The sequence below is a fragment of the Streptomyces asoensis genome (assembly GCF_016860545.1).
Classification (GTDB): Bacteria; Actinomycetota; Actinomycetes; order Streptomycetales; family Streptomycetaceae; genus Streptomyces; species Streptomyces asoensis.
On sequence record NZ_BNEB01000006.1, the window covers coordinates 216262 to 237474 of the forward strand.

At 72.6% G+C, this 21213-nt stretch carries 18 protein-coding genes and 1 pseudogene; 13 read left to right on the forward strand and 6 right to left on the reverse strand.

What is annotated here, in order from left to right:
- Positions 1–437: 437 nt before the first annotated feature.
- Both car and Saso_RS37380 read left to right on the forward strand, forming a co-directional pair.
- Positions 438–3947 (forward strand): carboxylic acid reductase, encoded by a 3510-nt coding sequence (car, locus tag Saso_RS37375; RefSeq protein ID WP_229901514.1) that lies wholly within the window; start codon positions 438–440, stop codon positions 3945–3947.
- Between the two features lie 526 nt (positions 3948–4473).
- Positions 4474–5079 (forward strand): TetR/AcrR family transcriptional regulator, encoded by a 606-nt coding sequence (locus tag Saso_RS37380; RefSeq protein ID WP_189927225.1) that lies wholly within the window; start codon positions 4474–4476, stop codon positions 5077–5079.
- Positions 5080–5593: 514 nt separating this feature from the next.
- Here the strand turns inward: Saso_RS37380 and Saso_RS37385 are convergent.
- The 3 genes from Saso_RS37385 to Saso_RS37395 form a co-directional block, all read right to left on the reverse strand.
- Positions 5594–6337: an HAD family hydrolase gene (locus tag Saso_RS37385; RefSeq protein ID WP_189927226.1), complete on the reverse strand. Its 744-nt coding sequence runs from the start codon at positions 6335–6337 to the stop codon at positions 5594–5596.
- Positions 6334–7572: an acyl-CoA dehydrogenase family protein gene (locus tag Saso_RS37390; protein ID WP_189927227.1), complete on the reverse strand. Its 1239-nt coding sequence runs from the start codon at positions 7570–7572 to the stop codon at positions 6334–6336. The genes Saso_RS37385 and Saso_RS37390 overlap by 4 nt, the downstream gene beginning before the upstream one ends.
- A 305-nt stretch (positions 7573–7877) precedes the next feature.
- Positions 7878–8957: a ScbA/BarX family gamma-butyrolactone biosynthesis protein gene (locus tag Saso_RS37395; RefSeq protein WP_189927228.1), complete on the reverse strand. Its 1080-nt coding sequence runs from the start codon at positions 8955–8957 to the stop codon at positions 7878–7880.
- Positions 8958–9094: 137 nt separating this feature from the next.
- On the opposite strand from Saso_RS37395, the gene Saso_RS37400 reads away from it, so the two are divergent.
- A complete protein-coding gene (locus Saso_RS37400) occupies positions 9095–9733 on the forward strand; it encodes a ScbR family autoregulator-binding transcription factor (RefSeq protein WP_189927229.1) in 639 nt (212 codons plus the stop codon).
- A 336-nt stretch (positions 9734–10069) separates the two neighbouring features.
- Here Saso_RS37400 and tnpA read toward each other — a convergent pair whose 3' ends face one another.
- Positions 10070–10498 (reverse strand): IS200/IS605 family transposase, encoded by a 429-nt coding sequence (tnpA, locus tag Saso_RS37405; RefSeq protein WP_189927230.1) that lies wholly within the window; start codon positions 10496–10498, stop codon positions 10070–10072.
- Between the two features lie 23 nt (positions 10499–10521).
- On the opposite strand from tnpA, the gene Saso_RS37410 reads away from it, so the two are divergent.
- The 3 genes and pseudogenes from Saso_RS37410 (at position 10522) to Saso_RS37420 (ending at position 14028) form a co-directional block, all read left to right on the forward strand.
- Complete coding sequence (locus Saso_RS37410; protein ID WP_189927231.1) at positions 10522–11844, forward strand: RNA-guided endonuclease InsQ/TnpB family protein; 1323 nt, start codon at positions 10522–10524, stop codon at positions 11842–11844.
- 38 nt (positions 11845–11882) lie between these two features.
- A pseudogene (locus tag Saso_RS37415) lies at positions 11883–12800 on the forward strand (aldo/keto reductase); the annotation flags it as partial.
- An 892-nt stretch (positions 12801–13692) separates the two neighbouring features.
- Positions 13693–14028, forward strand: a complete 336-nt coding sequence (locus tag Saso_RS37420; RefSeq protein WP_189927232.1) for a MerR family transcriptional regulator — start codon at positions 13693–13695, stop codon at positions 14026–14028.
- 89 nt (positions 14029–14117) lie between these two features.
- Here the strand turns inward: Saso_RS37420 and Saso_RS37425 are convergent, their stop codons facing one another.
- Complete coding sequence (locus Saso_RS37425; RefSeq protein WP_189927233.1) at positions 14118–14321, reverse strand: hypothetical protein; 204 nt, start codon at positions 14319–14321, stop codon at positions 14118–14120.
- A 705-nt stretch (positions 14322–15026) separates the two neighbouring features.
- On the opposite strand from Saso_RS37425, the gene Saso_RS37430 reads away from it, so the two are divergent.
- From Saso_RS37430 to Saso_RS37445, 4 genes are all read left to right on the forward strand, one after another.
- Complete coding sequence (locus tag Saso_RS37430) at positions 15027–15230, forward strand: cold-shock protein (RefSeq protein ID WP_189927234.1); 204 nt, start codon at positions 15027–15029, stop codon at positions 15228–15230.
- Positions 15231–15558: 328 nt separating this feature from the next.
- Positions 15559–17070: a DEAD/DEAH box helicase gene (locus tag Saso_RS37435; protein ID WP_189927235.1), complete on the forward strand. Its 1512-nt coding sequence runs from the start codon at positions 15559–15561 to the stop codon at positions 17068–17070.
- Positions 17071–17122: 52 nt separating this feature from the next.
- On the forward strand, positions 17123–17527 hold the full coding sequence (locus Saso_RS37440; protein ID WP_189927236.1) for a CBS domain-containing protein: 405 nt from the start codon (positions 17123–17125) through the stop codon (positions 17525–17527).
- Between the two features lie 52 nt (positions 17528–17579).
- A complete protein-coding gene (locus Saso_RS37445) occupies positions 17580–17891 on the forward strand; it encodes an SCO5918 family protein (RefSeq protein WP_189927237.1) in 312 nt (103 codons plus the stop codon).
- 60 nt (positions 17892–17951) lie between these two features.
- On the opposite strand, the gene Saso_RS37450 is transcribed toward Saso_RS37445, so the two are convergent.
- Complete coding sequence (locus Saso_RS37450; protein WP_229901515.1) at positions 17952–18671, reverse strand: alpha/beta fold hydrolase; 720 nt, start codon at positions 18669–18671, stop codon at positions 17952–17954.
- A gap of 190 nt (positions 18672–18861) precedes the next feature.
- Between Saso_RS37450 and Saso_RS37455 the strand changes: the two genes are divergently transcribed.
- The 3 genes from Saso_RS37455 (at position 18862) to Saso_RS37465 (ending at position 21151) form a co-directional block, all read left to right on the forward strand.
- On the forward strand, positions 18862–19209 hold the full coding sequence (locus tag Saso_RS37455) for a GntR family transcriptional regulator (protein ID WP_189927238.1): 348 nt from the start codon (positions 18862–18864) through the stop codon (positions 19207–19209).
- Positions 19206–20234, forward strand: coding sequence for a DUF1648 domain-containing protein (locus tag Saso_RS37460; protein WP_189927239.1), 1029 nt, complete (start codon positions 19206–19208; stop codon positions 20232–20234). Before Saso_RS37455 ends, Saso_RS37460 begins: the two co-directional genes overlap by 4 nt.
- A 242-nt stretch (positions 20235–20476) precedes the next feature.
- Entirely contained in the window at positions 20477–21151 is a 675-nt protein-coding gene (locus tag Saso_RS37465; protein ID WP_189927240.1) for a hypothetical protein, read from the forward strand.
- The last annotated feature ends 62 nt before the right edge of the window (positions 21152–21213 follow it).

Genomic DNA, 21213 nt, shown 5'->3' on the forward strand with positions numbered 1-21213 from the left:
ACAGGCGACAGGCGACAGGCGACAGGCGACAGGCGACAGCAGCTCTCTCCCCCGGCGGCGGGGATCCCGTCGGCGCCGGCTCTCCGCCCCGCCGCACTGCACTGCACCGCACCCCGCCGCACCGCACCGCACCGCACCGCACCGCACCGCACCGCACCGCACCGGCCGTCCTCCCCGTGACACCGGTCTCCAATCCCGTCGGCGACTTATCAGCCCGCCTCTCCCCCACCGCGTCCCAGGAATCTGGTGTGTATTTCTTTTCGCGCGGTAAGCTGACCGCGCCTTGGCTGCCGGGGCCCTCTTTTTCCCGTGCGCCGGCCCGGCCCGTGCGGGCCTTCTTCGGCTTTCGGCCGGGCTCATGTGCCGGAAAGAATTCGCGGTCACAGAAAGGCGTGGTCATGGGTAATGATTCACCGGGCATCACCGCGCGCGCTTCCGTGGGGAAAAGCCGGAAGCAGCGCATCGCCGAGTTGTTCCGGGCCGAGCCCGGGCTCGCCGCCTGCATGCCGGTGGCCGGCGTCTTCGAGGAGGGCGGCGGACACGGGCTACGGCTGTCCGAGATCGTCAGGCGGACCCTCGCGGCGTACGCCGACCGCCCCGCGCTCGGCGAGCGGGCCCGGCAGTACGTCAGCGTGGACGGCCGGGTCACCGTACGGCTGCTGCCCCGGTTCGACACCCTCTCCTACGGCGAGCTGTGGGCGCGGCTGGGCGCGGTCGCCGCCGACTGGTACCACCACCGGCAACACCCTGTGCGCGAGGGCGACTTCGTCGCGGTCCTGGGCTTCGCCGGTATCGACTACACCACGGTGGACCTGGCCTGCGCCCAGGTCGGGGCGGTGGCCGTGCCCCTGCACACCAACGCCTCGGTCGGCCACATCCGCCACCTGGTGGCGGAGGCCGCCCCGCGGGTCTTCGCCACCAGCACCGACCGGCTGGCGACCGTGCTCGAGGCGCTGGCCGGGCAGAGCAGCAGCGTGCGCCGGATCCTCGTCTTCGACCACCACCCCGAACTCGCCGAGCACCGCGAGGCGTTGGAGGCCGCCGGCCGGCTGCTGGCCACGACGGGCGCGCCGATGTCGCTGGAGGTGCTGTCCGACGTCGTGGGCCGGGCCGGCTCGCTGCCGCCGGTGCCCGAACTGCCGCCGGACCCCGGCGCCGGCGACGCGCTGTCCGCGCTGATCTACACCTCCGGCAGCACCGGCACGCCCAAGGGCGTGATGTACCCGGAGTCGACGGTGTCCCTCATGTGGCGCCCGCCCGCGGGAGCGGACAACCAGTACCCGCTGATCACGGCCAACTTCCTGCCGCAGAGCCATCTGGTCGCCAGGCGGCTGGTGATCAAGACGCTGGCCACCGGCGGCACCGCGCACTTCGTGGCCGCCGCCGACCTGTCGACCCTCCTGGACGACCTGGCGCTGATCCGGCCGACGGAGATCGCCATGGTGCCGCGGGTGTGCGAGCTGCTCTTCGAGAGCTACCACGCGCAGCTGAACCGGCGGGCGGCGCACGGCACGCCGGGCGAGGACGATCACGCCGAGGTGATCGCGCACCTGCGTGACCATGTGCTGGGCGGGCGGGTCGTCCACGCTCCGTGCGGATCCGCGCCGCTCGCGCCGGAGCTGTCCGCGTTCCTGCGTGACGCCCTGGACGTGCCGCTCCTGGACAGCTACGGCACGACCGAGACCGGTCTGGTCATGCTGGACCACCGGGTGCAGAGCCCGCCGGTGCTGGACTACAAGCTCGTGGACGTGCCCGAACTGGGCTACTCCGGAGCCGACTTGCCCCACCCGCGCGGTGAACTGCTGGTGCGGACCGCGCTGATCACCCCCGGCTACTACCGGCGCCCCGAGGACACCGCCGAGGTGTTCGACGGGGACGGCTACTACCGTACCGGCGACATCATGGCCGAGACGGCGCCCGGCGAACTGGTCTACGTCGACCGGCGCAAGAACGTGCTCAAGCTCTCCCAGGGGGAGTTCGTGGCGCTGTCGAAGGTGGAGGCGGCGCTCGTCGCCGCCCCGCCGGTGCGGCAGGTCTTCGTGTACGGCAACAGCTCGCGCTCCTATCTGCTCGCCGTGGTGGTGCCGACGCCGGAGGCGATCGCGCAGGCCCGTGACGAGGAGTCGCTGAAGGCGGCGCTGGACCGGTCGCTGAAGAGCGTCGCCGAGCAGGCGGGGCTGGCGCCGTACGAGGTGCCGCGCGACCTGATCGTCGAGACGGTGCCGTTCAGCCAGGCCAACGGCCTGCTGACCGACTCGACCAAGCAGCTGCGCCCGCGGCTGAAGGAGCGCTACGGCGAACGGCTCGAGCAGCGTTACGCCGAGCTCGCCGAGGGGCAGGCCGCTCAGCTGCGCGCGGTGGTGCGCGAGCAGCGCGGGCGGCCGGTGGCCGAGACGGTCGCCCGCGCCGCGCGGGCGCTGCTGTCGGGGCTGGACGCCGAGCCGGATCCGCAGCGGCGTTTCACCGAGCTGGGCGGGGACTCGCTGTCGGCGCTGTCCTTCACCGGCCTGCTGCGGGAGATCTTCGGTGTGGAGGTCCCGGTGGGCACCCTGCTGGGGCCGGCCAACAGTCTGGGCGAGATCGCGGACCGCGTGGAGCGGCTGCGCGCCGGGGGCGGGCGGCGGGCCACCTTCGCCTCCGTCCACGGCGCGGACGCCACCTCGGTGCGGGCCGGCGACCTGACGCTGGAGAAGTTCATCGACCCGGCGACGCTCACCGCGAGCCGTGCGCTGCCCGGGCCGGCCGGCGAGCCGCGCACGGTGCTGCTCACCGGCGCCAACGGCTACCTCGGCCGGCTGCTGTGCCTGGAGTGGCTGGAGCGGCTGGCGCCGGTGGGCGGCACGCTGGTCTGCCTGGTGCGTGCCGCCGACGACCGGGCCGCCCGGCGGCGTCTGGAGGAGGCCCTGGACAGCGGGGACACCGCGCTCAAGAGCCGCTTCGCCGAGCTGGCCGCGGGCGGCGCGCTGCGCGTGCTGGCCGGTGACGTCGGCGCGGCGCGGCTGGGCCTGGGCGAGCGGGACTGGCGGGAGCTGACCGCCGCGGTGGACCTGATCGTGCATCCGGCGGCGCTGGTCAACCACGTGCTGCCCTACCGGGAGTTGTTCGAACCCAATGTGGCCGGGACCGCCGAGGTGGTGCGGGCCGCCCTGACCACCCGGCTGAAGCCGGTGGCGTACGTGTCCACCGTGGCGCTGGCGGCGCACGGCGCGGCCGCGGCCGACGAGGACGGCGACATCAGGGCCGGCGATGCGGAGCGTGCGCTCGACGACCGGCACGCGGGCGGTTACGCCACCAGCAAGTGGGCGGGCGAGGTGCTGCTGCGCGAGGCCCACGACCTGTGCGGGCTGCCGGTGACCGTGTTCCGCTCCGGCATGATCCTTGCGCACGCCCGCTACGCCGGGCAGCTCAACGTGCCGGACGCCTTCACCCGCCTGCTGCTGAGCCTGGCGGCCACGGGGCTCGCGCCCGGCTCGTTCTACGACGGCGGCACGCGGGACGGCGGGCGGCCGCGGGCGCACTACGACGGGCTGCCGGGCGACTTCGTCGCCGCCGCGGTGGCCGCGCTGGGCTTTCGCAGCGCCGGGTTCCGGACGTTCAACGTGGTCAACCCGCACGACGACGGCGTCTCGCTGGACACCGTCGTCGACTGGCTGGCCGACAGCGGGATCGCGGTGCGCCGGGTCGGCGGCCACCAGGAGTGGCTGGAGCGGTTCGAGGCCGCGCTGCGCGCGCTGCCGGCGGCGCAGCGGTCGTCCTCCCTGCTGCCGCTGATGGCCGCCTGGCGTCGGCCGCTCGTCGCGCGCACGACGTCGGCGCTGCCCGCCGAGCGGTTCCGCGAGGCGGTGCGGGCCGCCGGGATCGGTGCCGAGCGGGACATCCCGCACCTGTCGCGGCAGCTGATCGAGAAGTACGTGGCGGACCTGCGGCACCTGGGCCTGATCGCGTAACAGTCGTGCCCGTCAGGGGACATGACGGCACGTCATGTCGCCAGTGCCCCTTCCGTGCCGCATCCGAGCCGCTCCCGGGGCGGGCGCGGCGGCGGCACCGCGCGGGAGCGGCCCCGGAGCGGCGCGGGAGCCGGTGCGGCACGGGAGGTGGAGCCGGAGCCGGTCCCGGTGCGGCCCGGCCTCCGGGAAGGGAGGCCGGGCGCCCGCGGGTGCGCCGCGCCGAGTGCGTCGGCGCGGCCCGCGGGCGGTCACCGCCGCCCCGGAGCGCGCGGCCCCCGGGGTGCGTCAGCGGTACCCCGCGAACGTGCCGGGACCCGCCGTGGGCAGGGCGCTTGCCGTCGGGGCGGGCACCGGCACCGGACCGTTGCGCACCCGTCTCGGCCGCGCCCGCCGGGCGGTCGGGGCGTGGCAGGATATCGCCGCGCGGCCCGGGACACCTGGATAAGATCACGTCAACACGTGCGGCGGCCCGCCGTCCGTAAAACATACCTTTTCAAAGGTTTTATTCGGGGGGTGGAGGCTCGGCATGGTCCAGCAACGCGCAGTGCGTACCCGCGAGCAGGTGCTCGACGCCGCGGCGGAGGAGTTCGCCGCCCACGGCTACACGGGCACGACACTGCTCGACGTGATCCAGCGCACCGGCATGACCAAGGGCGCGCTGTACGGGCACTTCTCCTCCAAGGAGGAACTGGCGACGGCGCTGATCGAGGAGGCCGGGGGTGAGCTGAGCACACGCGCGGCGCGGGCCGCCGAGGCGGACGCGGCGGCGGTGTGCGCGCTGCGCGAGACCGTGCTCGGGCTGGCCCGGCACCTGCGCGAGGACACGCGGGCCCGGTCCGCGCTGCGGCTCGCCGTGGAGAGCCCTCATCTGGACCGGCACGACCTCGGGCTGGTGCAGCGGATCTGTCTGCCGCTGACCCGTGCCGTGACGCAGGCCCAGGGCGGCGACGGGAGCACCGGCGGGCATCCCCCGCAGGCCGTGGCCCGGTTGCTGGTGGCGGTCTTCTTCGGGGTGCCCCACCCCGTGCCGCGTGACGACGCCGACGCGGCACGGCAGTTCGACGACCTGTGGGCGGCCCTGTCCGGCCCGGCGAAGAAGCCGCGGCCCGGCGCGTGTCCGCGGGAGCAGTGACATCGGCATCTACGGAGACCTACCCCCAGCGGCGTCCTGCCCACCATCCGTCGTCGGGTGAAGCGAAGGGGTCGGGCCAGGTCTGGGCGATGTAGAGGTCGTCGAGCGGTTGCACCGGAGAGCGCAGTCACGCGCGGCCTTCGGCGGGAGGGCGTGCATGGCCGCTTCCAGGACTGCGCGGTCTTCGGTCGTGTGGAAGGGGTCGCGCCAAGGGCAGCCGCAGCCGCCGGAGAGCGCACGGCCGGGACGGTGGGCCGTGCGTGACCGCTGCCGCAAGGCCTGCGCCACCGCCCCGGGCCAGAGCCGGCCGTGTTCGAGGCGGGAGACCGCTCCGGCAAGCCTGCCCGAGCCCCGCGGAAGACCGGGCACCAGTGTCTCGGGGGGCCGCCGCCTGCGGTGACGGCCGAAAGCGCGACCCGTGACGGCCGATTACGCGGCATCGTCCTTTCGGAGTGCGTTGTCCACGGGGCCGGCATGCCGGTTCCGGGGGCGGCTGCGCGCCCCCGGAACATGCTCAGGCGTCCACCCGGCGGGCCTCTGCGGCGCCTCGCGTGACGGGCGGGAGGAGGGCGGGGACGTCGCGTGCGGCGTGGGGGTCCAGGACCCGCGCCCGGGGCAGACGCGCCGTCAGTTCCGCCGAGCCGCCCACGATGACGGGGTGGCCCACCTCCGCCAGCATCGGCAGGTCGGAGAGGTGGTCCCCGTACGCGTAGCAGCGCGCCGCCTCCACGTCCGGACGGCGCCGCAGCGCGTCGCGGACCGCCGCGCGCTTGGCCTCTCCGATGCAGGGCTCGCCCACGAGCCGCCCGGTCAGCACCCCGTCACGGGTGCCGGGCACCGAGCACAGCAGGCGTGTGGCCCCCACTTCGGCGGCGATCGGCGCCAGGACCGCGGGGAACGAGCCGGACACCAGGATCACGGTGTCCCCCGCGTCGCGGTGCAGTTGCAGCGCCCGGCGGGTGGCGGCGAGGTAGAAGCCGGGGTCCCGGGAGCGCTCGGCGTACCAGGCCTGGGCCAGCTCGGCGACCCGGGCGGCGGGCTCGCCCGCCCAGGCGCGGTAGTACCGGCGGTTCATGGCCTCGCGGGGAGCGCCGGCCGAGGTGCGGCGCGCCAGGTCTCCCCGGACGTCCGCCGCGAGGCGGGCGCCCCGTGGTCCGCGGGTGCCGCGGAAGTAGTAGGCGAGGAAGTCGAACATCGACTTCACCGCGGTGAGCGTCTCGTCGACGTCGCTGAACACCAGGCGGGACGGTCGGCTCACCGTGCCCCCCGCGGGCCCGCCGCCGCGCCCTGCGCGCCGCCCTCGCCCTCGGCCGCGGTCTCGTGCTCGCGCCAGGCGGCGTACACGCCGGCCGCGGCGTCCAGCCGCAGGGCGCCGTGCGCGGCCACCGTGTGCGTGTCCCGCCAGGCCCGCTGGACCTCGCCGGTGGCGTCGCGGACGTGGGCCCCGCCCGTCCTGAAGAGCCGTTCGACGGCCTCCACCAGCAACTCGGCCGCCACCGCGGCGTCGCGCCGGTTGACCGCCTCGACGCGGGCCGCGGTGGGTTCGGCGTCGGCCCCGGCGCCGGCCCGCTCCAGCAGCAGGGCCGCGGCGTCGATCTCGGCGGCGGAGCGCGCCAGCACGCGCCGGACGGCCGGGTCGGCCAGGGCCGCCGGACGTCCGGCGGGGGCGGTGGCGGCCCAGCGGGTCCAGGACCGCAGGGCGAGCCGGGCCGCGCCGAGCGCGGGCGCGCAGAACATCGCCGTGCCGGCCAGGTGCGCGGACGCCTGGCGTGCCGGTGAGGCGCCGGGCTCGACGGCGGCGGCGAGCACGTCCCGCAGCGGGCGGGTGCGCCGGTCGGGGACGAACACCGCCTGTACGTCGACGGAGTTGCTGCCGGTGCCGCGCAGCCCGGTGCTGTGCCAGGTGTCGTGCACGGTCACCTCACGGCGCGGCACCGCCAGCACCCACACCTCGGTGTCCGGGGCGGGGACGTCGGTGGCGGGGGCGGCGAGGAGGATCCAGTCGGAGGTGTCGGCGCCGCTGACGCAGTCCCAGCGGCCGTCCAGGAGCCGGCCGCCCGGTACCGGGCGGGCCGTTCCGGCGGGCGGGGTCAGGGCCGCGGCGATCAGGGTGTCGGGGCCCCGGCCCCACAGTTCGCGCTGTCCTTCCTCGGGCAGCCGGGCGGCGTAGCGTCCGTGCGCGGCCCAGAGCATGCCGCACCAGGCGGCCGAGGGGCACTGTCCGGCGATCAGTGCCGTGGCGGTGATCAGGTCGGCGAAGCCGCCTTCGCGGCCGCCCCACCTGCGGGGCACGAAGTGCCGTGCGAGGCCCGCCTCCTTGAGCGCGGTCACGGCCGCGGGAGCCAGCCGCCGGTCCCGGTCCGCCGCGGCGGCGCCGCGTCCGGCCTCCCGGGCGGCCCGCAGGACGGCGTCCGCGGCGAGCGTGCCGCCGGTCCGCACGGGTAAGGAACGGCCGGATCGCTGCTTTTCTTGCGGCTCCGCATGATCGAGCATCGTTCAGCTCCTTGTCGAGCCGGACAGGGATGTGAAAACATACTTTCTTAACGGTTTCTTACTCGGAGGTGCGGATGCCGCGAGAGCAGGAACACCCCCTGCGCGCGCACGCGTCGGCGCACGTCCCGGTACGGGAGGCGCTCGCGGCCGCGGGGCACGGTCGGCCGGCCGGCGCGGCTCCGCTCCCGGGCGCCGGCCGGCGGGCGCGCCGCGCACACCTCACCGGGTGCGGCGGGTCTTCGGCTGCCCCGGACATCGCAGGCCGGGGCCGCGGCCGAGGGGGGCGGGCCGGTCGGTGCGCACCGCTACACCGCCGCGCCGGAGCCGACCGCGGAGCGGGAGAGGACGGGCCCGCCGGGCGCGGCGGGCAGGGTCCTGGGCAGCCATTCCATGGCGACCGTGGCGACGGTTTCCTCGCGCTGGACGGCCGTGATGCGCAGCCTCGTGACGTCCGCCGCGGTCGCCGGGGGCTGCAACCCGGCGGTCAGGCGCACGGGTTCGTCGAGGTCGGCGAAGGCCGGGCAGTCCACCCGGACGGCGCGCAGCACCGCTCCCGCGGGAGCGCCGCGGCGGCGGTTCACCAGGCGGTGGCCCAGCTGGCGGGCGCCTTCCAGGGTGACCATCAGCGGTATGTGGTCCCCGGGATGGTCGAAGAGCACGGCGTGGTGGAGGTCGACGAGCAGCTGCCACTCCCCCGCCCGGGTGCGGCCCAGCACGCTGTCCTTGGCACGCAGGCGGCCGACGTCGGCGGCCGGCTGGCGGATCGCGGTGCCGTCCGCGGCACGGGCGACCCCGTCGCGGCCGCACCCCTGCGTGCCCTGCACGCCCCGCGTGCCCTGCCAGCGCAGCCGCTGGTAGAGGCGTTCGTCGACGGCGTAGACGCTCAGCGAGGCCCGGGCGCACTCGCGTCCCGCGACGGACACCACCGCGTCCACCCGCATGCCGTAGCGCCGGGGCGGCCTGTTGGCCACCCAGGACCACTGCACGTCCAGGGTGAGGTGCAGGGGGGTGTCGCCGACCATCAGCGCCTCGTGGTCGGTGATCTCGAAATGGGTGTCGCTGCCGACGAAGCGGTGTCCCAGCGGGATCCCGCAGTACTCGTGGGCGAGATAGACCAGGGACTGGCGGACCGTCTCGGTCAGCAGCAGCGGGTCGGACAAGCCCTGGGCGTCGGGGTAGTACAGCGCGTGGTCGCGGGGCCACTGGGCCCCCACGAGGAAGCGGTCCTCGCCCACCTGAAGGGCGTCGGTGATGAAGACCTCCGCGACCGCGGCCCGGTGGACCAGCTGCCGGGAGACCGGCTGGAGGAACTTCAAGGAGGCATCCACTACTGCCGTGCCCGGTTCGCCTGGGACCCTGGTCGACAGTTCGTACAACTGGTCCATGGTCTCTCCCCCATTGGGTTCGGGAATACCGTGGTGGTGCGCCGTGAAAATATACCTTCGCAGAGGTATCTTGCAAGGGAACCATCTCGTGCGGTGCATTCGCACCAGGCACCGTCGAAGCGTACGGAAGAGGAATCATGAGCAACCTGAACAGCGACGTGCGGGCCGCCGCCGCGACCAAGGCCGCACCGCGGGAACTGAAGCAGGAACGGGCGGGCCGCACCCGCAGGCAGCTCCTGAACGCCGCGGCCACGGCCTTCGCCGAGAAGGGGTTCCCCTCCGTCACGCTCCAGGACATCGCCGACCGCGCCGAGGTGACCAAGGGGGCCGTCTACTTCCACTTCACCAACAAGGAGGCGGTGGCCGTCGCGGTCACCGAGGAGTTCTACACACAGCTGCCCGCCATCGCCGAATCGGTCACCGCACGGCTGCTCCCGCCGCTCGACGCGGTCGCCGAGCTCCTCCTGCAGACCGCCGTCGCGCTGCGGGACAACCCGGTGATGCAGGCCGGCGCCCGGCTCCAGATCGAGCGCAACCTGGTCGACGCCGACATGCCGACGCCGTTCAGCGAGTTCACCCATCTCATCACCGAACTGCTGGCGCAGGCCCGGCACGAGGGGACCCTGCGCACCACCACCGACATCTCCTCCATGGCCCGGGTCATCGTCGCCGCGTTCTTCGGCAGCCAGCACATCTCCTGGGTCCAGCACAACCGGGCGGATCTCACGGAGCGCGTGCGGGAGATCATCGACGTCACCCTCCCCCATCACGCGTGACCCGCGCCCCGCGTGACCTCCGCGCCTCCCGGCGTGCGAGGTCCCGCGCCGCGCGCCGTGCGGGATCCGCGCCCGCCCGGCCACCCACCGCCGCACAAGGAGAGCCCCTGCCATGTCCGCTCCCCTGCCCGCCCCCCTCCTCCCGCTCGTCGCTCTCGGCACCGGCGGCCCGCCGGTGGGCGCCCAGGGCCTCGGCTGCATGGGCTTCAGCGAGTTCTACCTTTGATCTTGCGCAGTGCTCCGCCCTTCAGGGCGATGGTGAAGGGCATCTCAGAACTGCTCTGACCTCGGCTGTGGGCACGGAGCCGCGCTGTTGACCGACGCCCGCGACGACCGTCACACGGGGCGCTGCTGGGTCTCGATGTACTGGCGAACGACGGTCAGTGGTGCCCCGCCATAGCTTCCGGCGAAGTAGGAGCCGGACCAGAAATGGCCACCCCACAGGTAGCGACGGACGTGAGCGTCGTACTCCTTGCGCAGGTAGCGGGAGGAGACGTCCTTGAGGGAGTTGACCAGCTTGGAGAGTTGGACTTTGGGCGGGTAGTGCACGAGCGGGTGGACGTGGTCCTCTTCGCCGTTGAACTGATTCAGTTCAGCCTCGAAGTCCTCGCAGACCTCTCGCATGATCTCTTCGCAGCGTGTCAGCATCTCGCCTGTCATGGCCCTGCGCCGGTACTTGGTGACGAACACCAAGTGGACATGAAGGGTGTAGACGACGTGACGGCCGGTGCGCACATCGGGATTTGGATTCCAGCACGGTGACATAGACCGGACGGTACGGTGATCGAATGGCTACGGAACGTGCACAGAAGGAGCGGCAGTTCGGGCACCGCGCCCGGCTGGCACTGACCCCTGCACAGATCCGGCTCATCGACGCCCAGGCGCACGCCGCCCGTACGACGTGGAACCTCCTGCATGACTGGTGGACGATGCTGCCGAAGGGCAAGCGCACGCTTGCCGCGGCGGACGCCGCGATCCGCCAGGCCCGCAGGGACATCGACTGGCTCGCGCCCCTTCCCGCCCAGGCCGCGCAGGCGGTGCTGAAGACCTATTTCCAGGCGTGGAAGAACTGCTGGGACGGCCGGGCCGAAGCGCCGAACTTCAAGGCCCGTTTGCGCACGGTGATGAGCGTGGACGTCCCGCAGGGCCGCCACCTCCAGACCAAGCGCGTGCACCGCCGCTGGGGCATGGTCAACATCCCCAAGGTCGGCCGTGTCCGCTTCCGCTGGACCAAAGACCTCCCCATCGGCGAGACCGCCGGCACCGACAGCAAGATCACCGGCGCCCGGCTGGTCAAGGACGCGCTCGGCTGGCACATCGCCTTCCGCGTCCAGACCCTCGCCACCGTGCCCGAGCCGCACCCCGGTCCCGAGGTCGGCATCGACGCCGGAATCAACATCCCCCTGGCCCTGTCCGACGGCCACCACCAGGACCACGGTCGCCCCGCCCGCCTCCCGGACGGCACAGCCGACCGGGACAAGTGGCTCAACCTCGATGAAAAGGCCAAGCTGCTCCGCCTGCAGCAGCGGGCCGCGCACCGCAAGACCTTGCGCAAGCCGGGTCGGAAAACCTCCAACCGGCTGAAGCGGACCTACGACCAGATCGCAAGCCTGCGCGCGACAGCCAAGCGCAGGGCGAGCAACTGGCAGCACCAGACCACCACCCATCTTGCCCGCACCTATGGCGTGATCGTGGTGGAAAAACTGGACATCCCGAACATGGTCAAGAGTGCCAGAGGCACCATCGACAACCCAGGGAAGAACGTCGCCCAAAAGTCCGGCCTCAACCGCTCCATCAGCCAAGAGGCGTGGGGACGCACCGTGGCGATGCTGACGTACAAGGCTGCCCGCCACGGGGGCACCCTGCACAAGGTTCCCGCCCCCGGCACCTCCCGGCGCTGCTCGATGTGCGGCATCACCACACCGGGCAGCCGGGAGTCCCAGGCCGTGTTCGTATGCAAGAACGAAGGCTGCGGATGGTCCGACAACGCCGACCACAACGCCGCACGGAACATCCTGCACCTGTACCGGATGGGCCACGTGCTCGTCCCGGCTGCCGGAAGGGCAGTCGTCAGGCGCCCCCGTGGCGTCAAGCCCGTCACCGCAAGGTAGGAGGGAATCTCCCGGCACCAGCCGGAAGAGCACTTCAAGGGCCCAGCGCGCAGGACCAGGCGCGGCAGATCCTGCGGGCCGCCCTCGACGCGGGCGTCACCCTGCTGGACACCGCCGACCTGTACGGGGACGGCGCGAACGAGGTGCTCCTCGGCCCCTTCGTCCGCGCCCACCGCGAACGGGTCGTCCTCGCCACGAAGTTCGGCATCGTGCGCGACACGGGCCGGCGGACCTGGGACCGGGTCCGCGGTGACCGCGCCTATGTCCGCCGGTGCGCGGAGGCGAGCCTGAAGCGCCTCGGCATCGACACGATCGACCTGTACTACGCGCACCGCCGCGATCCCTCGGTGCCACTGGAGGAGACCGTCGGCGCGATGACCGAGCTGGTCCGGGAGGGCAAGGTCCGCCACCTGGGGCTGTGCGAGGTGACCGGCCCCGAACTGCGCGCGGCGCACGCCGTCCACCCCATCACCGCGTTGCAGTCGGAGTGGTCGCTGTTCAGCCGTGACGTCGAGACGTCGGCGGTCCCCGCGGCCGCGGAACTCGGCGTGGCGTTCGTCGCGTACTCGCCCCTCGGCCGTGGCCTGCTCACCGGAGCGTTCCCCGGCAGCGGCGAACTGAGCCCCGACGACGCCCGGTTGACGATGCCGAGGTTCACCGGCGAGCAGGGGCGCGCCAATCGGGCGCTCGTGGAGAGGGTGCGCGCGGTCGCCGCGGACCACGCCGCGACCCCCGCGCAGGTCGCGCTGGCCTGGCTGCACCGGCAGTCCCTCGTCCACCGCCTGACCGTCGTGCCCATCCCCGGCTCCCGGCGGGCCGCCCGGCTGCGGGAGAACGCCGCGGCGGCGGCGCTCACCCTGTCCGAGGCCGGGCTGCGCGCGCTGGAACCGCTGGCCGCGCAGGTGGCCGGCGCCCGTTACGCGGACATGAGCTCCACCGCGGCCGCCCGCGAATGACCCCGGCCGCGGCGGCGCGGCCCGCTCTCCCCCCGCGCGCGGCGGCGTTCCCTGCGCCGCGGCCGCCGCGGGCAGGAGCGACGGCCGCCGGGGCCGGACGTCGTGCGTGCCCGCGCCCGTGCCGGTGCCGGCGGGCGGGAGCGTCCTGAGGACGGCCGCGCGGGGGCAATGCGCGTGCCCGCTGCTCCGTTCGCATCCGACTACCTCGCATCCGGACTAGTGAAAATCTATCTCGGCCGGAGTAGACATTGGGTGGCGAGCCAGTTATGGTTTCTCTCGTAGCCGAGATCAAGAGAGCCCGGCAGAGATGAACTGCCGGGCAGCAGTACCGCAGTTGCAGTGCGGTGCGGCGGTGGAGTTCCGAAGCCAGTGTTGTTGCAGGACGGCGACGGGACTGACGGCCGGACCGGGTGGCCCGCAGTGATCAGGGGCCGCCACGAGCAAGATCGCAGTACCCGCAGTGCAGCTTTCGAGTGGTACCCCGGTAAAGGCGTCCGACTGCGGGGCGCGCGTGCCGGGAGGTTCGGCAGTGGGGTGCCAAGCCAGAGCAGATGCAGGACGGGCGACGGGGCTGGCTGCCGAAGAGTGGCGCTGTTGCAGGCCACAGCAGTACCGGTTCGGCAAGTGACAGATCAGAGGGAAGAACGGAGGAGCCGAGCGCCATCAGGATCGCCCGGACGAGTGGATCCGTCCGGGTACCGCAGGACATCGATAGTGAGGTGGTCTCCGGTCACGCATCCGCGATCCCCGCATCCCGGGCAGTGTTCAGGCCGGGCGCGCGGCAACAGAAGGCCGGTGCATTACTGGGGCCGGCAGATGGTGTAGTAGTTCCTTCGGGGCCCTGGTGCGATATGGCACCAGGGCCCCTCCACGCGTTCCACAGAGAGGTGCAATGACAGCAGACGATTCCTTCGGGCGTCTCGATGACGACGACTACCCCGCCTACACCATGGGCCGGGCCGCAGAGATGCTCGGCACCACCCAGGGTTTCCTGCGCGCCGTGGGCGAAGCCCGCCTCATCACCCCGCTGCGCTCCGCCGGCGGACACCGCCGCTACTCCCGCTATCAGCTGCGCATCGCCGCCCGCGCCCGTGAACTCGTCGACCAGGGAACCCCGATCGAGGCCGCCTGCCGCATCATCATCCTCGAGGACCAACTCGAAGAAGCGCAGCGCATCAACGCCGAACACCGCCGCGCCGCCGAAGCGTCCGAAGCACCCACGGCCTGAGGCAGTGCGTGATCGCTTGCCTCAGATGGCTGCGCGGTGGGTGCGGCCTGACGGTCGGTGATCCGCACGGGCGACGAACCGGGGATCGCTCACGAACTCCCGCTGGAGGGAAGTCCGCCGTTTTCGAGAATGTCGTCCAGAGCGTCTCCCGCCGCTCGGTCGATCGCGGCCATGGCGCTCCGGTAGGCGTAGCCGTATTCGGTGTCCGACAGCGACTCGCAACCGGCAGGACGGGTCTTCGGCGGGTTTGTCGGCGACCAGTCCCCGGTGGCGACCGAGGTGATGCCTGCCATGCAGGCGCGGATCGCCTCGGCGTCAGCCGAGGGCACAGCGGTGGCCGTGCCTGCCGCCGCGGAGGAGGCCGCGGTGCTGTCCGCCGGGCTGCCGGAGTCCCCTGATCCGCCGGAACAAGCGGCAAGTGTCAGCAGCAGGGCTGCTGTTGATACAAGCGGCGCCGTGATCCTCATGGCCCCTGCCCCCAGGTGATGGTGAAGAAGACCTCACATAGTGACAGATTCGAGCTGATGGCGCACCGATGGGCGCCGACCGGTGGCGGGCTGCCAGTTCACTCGGACGACCGCGAACCGGACGTCATGCGACTACGCCGAAGCCCAGGCCACCGGGGTACGCCGGGCTGGAATTATCCACCGGGGCAGGCGCTCTTTGCGCGCTCGACGGGCGACTGCTGCTCCTGAAACGCTGCGCTTCGGGCCGGTCAATATCTATGGCCGCGAGGTGAGGGTTTGACGCGTCGCACGGAAAGTATTTTTGCTGCGATCAGCACGACGGGGTAATTTTCCGAACTCGGCCTGCCATCTCATGCTACTGTTGATCTCAGTTGCAGTTGTGGTTCCCAAAAAACTTCAAGCGCCTTCTTCGGCATCTTCAGCCGCTGGCGGCTTTTTCGGGGCCGGTCACTTTCCGGACGGGGCATCATCGCGGCGACCCGGCATCCGCGCATCGCGGGGGCCGGCGTACTGCCCAAGAGGAGATGTGACATGGCGTCAGGCACGGTGAAGTGGTTCAACGCGGCCAAGGGTTTCGGTTTCATCGAGCAGGACGGTGGGGGTGCCGACGTGTTCGCCCACTTCTCGAACATCGCTTCCCAGGGCTTCCGGGAGTTGCTCGAAGGTCAGAAGGTCACCTTCGACATCGCGGCGAGCCCGAAAGGCCCGACGGCCGAGAACATCGTCGTCGCCTGAGGTTGACGCGCACTTCGTGGCTGGGGCCCGCATCCCCCGGGGTGCGGGCCCCAGCCACGGACATTTCCCGCAGCGGTAGGTACCTGCGGGACAAAAAGTGTCCGCGGCTCCTCGACCAGGGACGCGCTCGCCTCGCTCAAGGCGTAAGCGGTAGGCGTCCGGGGTTTCGCGCCCATGTGGCTTCAGGAACCCTGCCGACGTAGCCCACGCCCGATCCGCTGCACTCTCCAGATTCCTTTTCGTATTCCATTCGGTCCGTTCTTGTGATTCCCCGCGCTGCTTTTGCGCGGGAATTCCTTGATGCGCGCCGTATCAAGGAAGGTTCTCAATGAACTCCGCACGCACCAATGACCGCTCTTCCCGTCGCAACCGCGGCGCCGGCCCTGTTTTCGGCTCCGGCGCCGGTTCGAAGCGGGGCAGCCGTTTCGGATCGCCGGCTCCCAGCCGCTCAGGGGGTCCGAGCCGTTCGGCCGGCTACGGTCGGCGGCCCGCAGTAGTGCAGGGCGAGTTCGCCCTGCCGGAGACGATCACTCCCGCACTGCCCGCGGTCGAGGCGTTCGCCGACCTCGACATGCCCAAGGAGCTGCTGGCGGCACTGGCCGCGCAGGGCGTCAGCGTCCCGTTCCCGATCCAGGGCGCGACCTTGCCCAACACCCTTGCGGGCCGCGACGCCCTGGGCCGCGGGCGCACCGGCTCCGGCAAGACCCTCGCCTTCGGCCTGGCCTTGTTGGCCCGCACCGCCGGACAGCGTGCGGAACCCCGTCAGCCGCTGGCTCTGGTCCTCGTACCGACGCGTGAGCTGGCTCAGCAGGTGACCGACGCGCTCAGCCCCTACGCCCGGTCGGTGCGGCTGCGTCTCGCCACGGTCGTCGGAGGAATGTCGATCGGCCGTCAGGCCCATGCGCTGCGCGCCGGCGCCGAGGTCGTCGTCGCGACGCCGGGCCGGCTCAAGGACCTCATCGACCGCGGTGAGTGCCGGCTGAACCAGGTCGCGATCACCGTCCTGGACGAGGCGGACCAGATGGCCGACATGGGCTTCATGCCCCAGGTCACCGCGCTTTTGGACCAGGTCCGCCCCGAGGGCCAGCGGATGCTGTTCTCCGCCACCCTCGACCGCAACGTGGATCTGCTGGTCCGCCGCTACCTCACGGACCCGGTCGTCCACTCCGTCGACCCCTCCGCGGGTGCGGTCAGCACGATGGAGCACCATGTGCTGCACGTCCACGGCGCGGACAAGCACTGGACGACGACGCAGATCGCGGCGCGCGAGGGCCGGGTGATCATGTTCCTGGACACCAAGCACGCCGTCGACCGGCTGACGCAGGATCTGCTCAACAGCGGAGTGCGGGCGGCCGCCCTGCACGGCGGCAAGTCACAGCCCCAGCGCACCCGCACCCTGACCCAGTTCAAGACCGGGCACGTCACCGTGCTCGTGGCCACGAACGTCGCCGCCCGCGGCATCCACGTCGACAACCTCGACCTCGTCGTCAACGTCGACCCGCCCACCGACCACAAGGACTACCTGCACCGCGGCGGACGCACCGCCCGCGCCGGCGAGTCCGGCCGGGTCGTCACCCTGGTCACCCCCAACCAGCGCCGCGATATGACCCGCCTCATGGCCACGGCCGGCATCACGCCCCGGACCACCCAGGTCCACTCGGGCGAAGAGGCACTCGGCCAGATCACCGGCGCCCGGACGCCCTCAGGCATCCCCGTGACGATCACTGCGCCGGTCGCCGAGCGGCGTCAGCGCAGCGTGCCGTCCCTCCGAGGCCGACGCAGCCCCGCCTCGGCCGCCCGGCGCAGGGCCCGGCAGTCCTCGGTCGACGCGGCGGCGTAAAGACTTCGTGTTCACGTTCAGGAGACTGGCCCACCTCTGCAGGAGGCACGTTTTGACGATGGTTCAGATGCAGTCCCGCCCGACGGGCACCGCCCCCGTTCCCAGGACCGTGGCCGACGCCATGGAGGCCGCCGGACCGCAGGTCTGCGACGACATGACCGTCGAGGTGGCCCTGTCCGTCATGGCAAGCGCCCGCACCGGGCACCTGCTCGTCTGCGACGACGACGGCGTGTGCACCGGACTTCTCACCCAGGCCCAGCTCAGCGCGGTCCGCGACAGCTCCGTGTACACGGACCGGGTCCAGCTGCGGGACATCCTCGTCGACCCGCGGCCCTTCACCTCGCCCATGACCACGATGGCCGAAGCCGAGCACTCGATGCGCTACCGCCGCCTCGATGCCCTGCCCGTGGTCGACGAACACGGCAACGCCCTGGGCGTCCTCGCCCTGACCCGCTGACCGCCTCGACCGCGGCAGGACCATCCCCTCGTCCTTCTTCCTGTGAGGCATCATGCGCTGCGTCATCGCCCGCTTCCCCTTCGACCTCACCAAGAGCGGCGTCCTGGAATCGATGAAAGGCGTCAAGCCCGAGGAAGCCTGCGGGCCGTCCGTGATCGTCGGTCGTCGCACCTACCCCGCCAAACAGGTCGGGCAGGTCGTCACCCGCCAGGACCGCCGCGACTTCAGCGCCGACGAGGTCCTGCGGGCCATGACCCAGCTCGGCTTCACCTGCCGCGACCATTCCCGAACCGTCGCACCCGCGCGCCCGCTCAGCACGTACCAGGAAGCTTCGGCGATGCTCGGGGCCACCGCAGCCGTCTGACCGTCGGGCAGGCGTGCGCCGCCGCCACCGTGCACTTCGGTGCCGGTGCCGGCGCGCGTGTCAGCGTCCCGCACCCGTACCGGTGCCGGTACCTGTGCCCGCACCCGTGCCGGTGGGCGGGAGCGTCCTGAGGACGGCCGCGAGGGCCCGGGGGGCGCGCCGGGCGATGTTGTGACCGACGGGGATCTCGTGCACCCGCCAGTCCGGGCTGCGGCGCAGCCGCTCGCTCACGGCCACGAACGGGCTGCCCGGCCACGCGCCCCCGCTGACGAACGTGCGGCCCACCGCGTGTCCGCGGCCGCCGCGCAGCCTGAGCGACTGGAGGAAGCTGGCCAGCGGGTGCGGCCGGGCGCGCGGGTCGGCGCCGTCGGGGACGGCCACCCAGCGGCCGTCGTCGCGGGCGCCGGCCAGGAACAGGTCCCGGAACCGGTCGCTGGTCAGGGACCAGCACGAATCGCCGTCCTGCGGGACGTAGGCGTCGATGAAGACGAGCTGGTCGAGGCGGTCACCGAGCCGGTCGGCGACACCGGCGACCACCATCCCGCCGTAGCTGTGCCCGCACAGCACGAGGGGTCCCGCCCCGGCGCGGCCGGCGATCTCGGCCACCTGCTCGATGTGGGTGTCGAGGTTCGGCGGCCGGTCCGCGTCGGGCGGCCCGTCCGCCTCCAGCCCCGCCAGGGTCACCGCCCGCACCCGATGACCGTCGCCGCGCAGCTCGTCGGCGACCGCGTCGAACACCCACCCGCCCTGCCAGCCACCGGGCACCATCACGAACTCCACCGCGTCATCGTAGGCGACCCGCGACCGGGCGCGGACGGGACGTGACGGCACGTCACCGGCCGCCTCGGGCCCGGCGCGTCCTCCCGCGGACCGGCCGGGGCCCTGCCCGCCGGCCGTCGTCCGGGGCGGTCGGCACATGGCCGGAAACAAGCGGCCACATGAACCAGTTGGTGCTAGCGTCATTAGCACCATGCTGCTGAGACTGGACACCGCGAGCACCCGCCCCCTGCACGAGCAGGTGGCCGGAGCGATCCGACGCGCCATCGCCGAAGGGGAATGCGGGCCGGGCGACCGGCTCCCCCCGGCCCGGGACCTGTCCCGGGCGCTGGACGTGAACGTCAACACCGTCCTGCGCGGACTGCGGGCACTGCGCGACGAAGGCGTGCTCGAGTTCCGGCGCGGGCGGGGCGTGACGGTGGCCGAGGGGGCCGCCGGGCGCTCCGCGCTGCTGGACCGCGTGCGCGCCCTGGTGGCCGACGCGGCGCACCTGGGCTACAGCAAGGCCGACGTCATCGACATGATCAGGGAGATTCCGTGACCGACCGTGGACGCAGGAGCACAGCTGCGTGGGGGGCCGTCGGCTGGTGCGCAGGGGTGCTGGTGCTGCTGGTGGCGCTGCCCGTGGCGGCGAGCGGCCGCCTGCCGGCGCGGCTCGCGACGCACTGGGACGCCGGGTCGGGCCGGCCCGACGGTTCCATGCCGCTGTGGGCCGCGGCGCTCTTCCCCGCGCTGGTGTGGGCCGTGCTGACCGCCGTCGTCGCACTCGCGCTGCGCCGGGCGGGCACCGGCGGCGACAACACCGGCGGCAGCAGTGGCGGCAGCGGCAGCGGCAGCGGTGGTGCGATACCGGGGTGGGCGGTGGCGACCCTCGGGTTCGGCGGCGTGGTGCTGCTCGGCGGGCAGGCCTCGATCGTGCGGGCCAACCTCGACCACGCGGACTGGCACGACGCCGACCCGGTGACGGGCTGGGTCGTGGGCACCCTCGTCGTCGCCGTCACGGTCGGCGCGATCGGCTTCCTGGCCGCCCGGCGGGCCCCCCGCCAGGCAGCACCGCCGGCCGGCACCCCCTCGCTGGAACTGCCCGCCGGGCAGCGGCTGGTGTGGCTCGCACAGACGTCGAACCCCTGGCTCCAGGCGGTCGCCGCCGTGACCGGGATCCTCGCCGTCGCCGTCACGATCGCCGTGCTGTCGGGCCTCGCGGACGCTCCCGTCGCCCTGGCCGCCACGCCGTTCGCGCTCGCCTGCGTCCTGGTGCTGGGCTGCTCCTCGGTGCAGGCGCGCGTCACCGAGCGCGGTCTGGACGTGACCTTCGGCCCCCTGGGCTGGCCCGGCCGCCACTGGCCCCTGGAGGACATCGAGTCGGCCCGCACCGAGGAGCGCACGCCCGCCCAGGTCGGCGGCTGGGGCTACCGGCTGAGCGGCCAGGGCACCACGGTGATGCTGCGCGCCGGCGAATGCCTCGTCATCCGCACCGTGCGGGGCAAGGACTTCGCCGTCAGCGTGGACGACGCCGGACACGCGGCCGCCCTTTTGAACTCCTTGGGTGCACGGCACACGAGGTGACGAAAGGTCCCGGCCGGTGACACCCCCGCACCGGCCGGGACCGAAGTCAAATAAATAAAGAAGACACCGAAATATATGCGCCACGAAACTCCCCGAAAACCGGCGATGTGACCCCCGACACACTTGATCGACTTTCCGTGCGGGGCATGTGAGGCTCTTCATCGCCGAGCCGGGGGGTAGGCGTGTGTGCTGACCACGCACCGTTTCTCCCCGGGTAATTCATCGATTCGAGGGGAAACGAATTGAACGTCAAGCAGCGCGGAATCCTGGCGGTGGCCGGTGTCACGGCCGCGGCCCTGTGCGTGACCGTCGCGCCGTCGGCGATGGCGGACTCCTCCGGCGTCTCCGCACGACCGGCGGCCGCCGCGTCCGCGGCGCCGGCGGTGTCGGCGAAGACCGACGGCGAGAACGTCTTCCGGGGCCTGTTCTTCGCCCAGGGCCAGGTGGGCCGTGACCTCGCCGACCTGGACCTGTTCGCGCAGGCCCGCCAGCACCTCGACAACGAGGACCTGGACGAGGTCCGGGCGTCCAACGCCGTCATCGAGCTGATCAACAAGCGCTCGGCGGGCTTCTTCGCCGACTTCGGCACCCGGGCCCGCAGCGGCGACCCGCGCCAGGTCGAGGCGGCCGTCGCCGATGCCCAGCACATGCTGCTCTCCGTCGCGCAGAACAAGTCCGCGACGCCGGTGGAGAACGGCCAGCTCTGCGGCGTGACGGTGGCGGTCGGCGCCGCGGTCGTGCACATCGCGGCCGTGATCACCGCCGCCGGCGCCGTCGTCACGGTCACCGTGGCCGTCGGCGCGAACTTCGTGAAGGGCAAGAACTGGTTCTGGAGCCCGCAGCCCACCACGGGTGACGGCACGCCGCTGTCGAAGGACGAGGCGGTCGCCCAGGTCACCCGGGCGCTGGCGGCCTGATCCGCCCCCGGGTGCGGGGAGGCTGCAGACTCCCCGCACCCGGGGCCCCGTCCTTCCGGCGT

Excerpts from the sequence above, each read along its gene's own strand:
- Saso_RS37425 (WP_189927233.1), bottom strand. The coding sequence starts at position 14,321 with ATGGCAGGCATCACCTCGGTCGCCACCGGGGACTGGTCGCCGACAAAC.
- Saso_RS37430 (WP_189927234.1), top strand. The coding sequence starts at position 15,027 with ATGGCGTCAGGCACGGTGAAGTGGTTCAACGCGGCCAAGGGTTTCGGT.
- Saso_RS37390 (WP_189927227.1), bottom strand. The coding sequence starts at position 7,572 with ATGCTCGATCATGCGGAGCCGCAAGAAAAGCAGCGATCCGGCCGTTCC.
- Saso_RS37455 (WP_189927238.1), top strand. The coding sequence starts at position 18,862 with ATGCTGCTGAGACTGGACACCGCGAGCACCCGCCCCCTGCACGAGCAG.
- Saso_RS37410 (WP_189927231.1), top strand. The coding sequence starts at position 10,522 with ATGGCTACGGAACGTGCACAGAAGGAGCGGCAGTTCGGGCACCGCGCC.
- Saso_RS37445 (WP_189927237.1), top strand. The coding sequence starts at position 17,580 with ATGCGCTGCGTCATCGCCCGCTTCCCCTTCGACCTCACCAAGAGCGGC.
- Saso_RS37400 (WP_189927229.1), top strand. The coding sequence starts at position 9,095 with ATGAGCAACCTGAACAGCGACGTGCGGGCCGCCGCCGCGACCAAGGCC.
- Saso_RS37395 (WP_189927228.1), bottom strand. The coding sequence starts at position 8,957 with ATGGACCAGTTGTACGAACTGTCGACCAGGGTCCCAGGCGAACCGGGC.
- tnpA (WP_189927230.1), bottom strand. The coding sequence starts at position 10,498 with ATGTCACCGTGCTGGAATCCAAATCCCGATGTGCGCACCGGCCGTCAC.
- Saso_RS37420 (WP_189927232.1), top strand. The coding sequence starts at position 13,693 with ATGACAGCAGACGATTCCTTCGGGCGTCTCGATGACGACGACTACCCC.
- Saso_RS37435 (WP_189927235.1), top strand. The coding sequence starts at position 15,559 with ATGAACTCCGCACGCACCAATGACCGCTCTTCCCGTCGCAACCGCGGC.
- Saso_RS37380 (WP_189927225.1), top strand. The coding sequence starts at position 4,474 with ATGGTCCAGCAACGCGCAGTGCGTACCCGCGAGCAGGTGCTCGACGCC.